Below are 319 nucleotides of genomic sequence, written 5' to 3' on the forward strand. Positions count from 1 at the left end.
TGGCGTCCAGCGGATATGGCGCAAGCATTTGTTGAAGCTGTCTGGACCCATGAAACTACCATTCTCACCCTTACTGCGGGAGTCAAGTTTCCGCCGCCGATCATCGGTAGCAAAACAGCTGAGCGAGCCCTCTTAGATCTGAGGGTTGCGTCAGAGCCACAATATGCTCAACTGCCGTCATGACTATAGATGAGATAGAGGCGTTCGTGACCGCAATGATCGAAGCCGGGAGCAACGTCCAGGCGATCGGATCAATCGGATATGCTGTAGTTGAACCGGTCGATCCCACGGACAAGGAAGCTTACCGCCGGATTGAGCT

At 53.9% G+C, this 319-nt stretch carries 2 protein-coding genes; both read left to right on the forward strand.

Features of this window, described 5'->3' with window-relative positions; genetic code table 11:
• Positions 1 to 183: hypothetical protein (locus GQ59_RS32945; RefSeq protein ID WP_207642205.1), on the forward strand; the 183-nt coding region annotated here is incomplete at its 5' end.
• Positions 180 to 319, forward strand: a 140-nt coding sequence (locus tag GQ59_RS33740) for a hypothetical protein (protein ID WP_490396651.1), incomplete at its 3' end; no start/stop codon positions are given. The genes GQ59_RS32945 and GQ59_RS33740, both read left to right, overlap by 4 nt.

Source organism: Neorhizobium vignae (assembly GCF_000732195.1).
GTDB classification, from domain to species: domain Bacteria; phylum Pseudomonadota; class Alphaproteobacteria; order Rhizobiales; family Rhizobiaceae; genus Neorhizobium; species Neorhizobium vignae.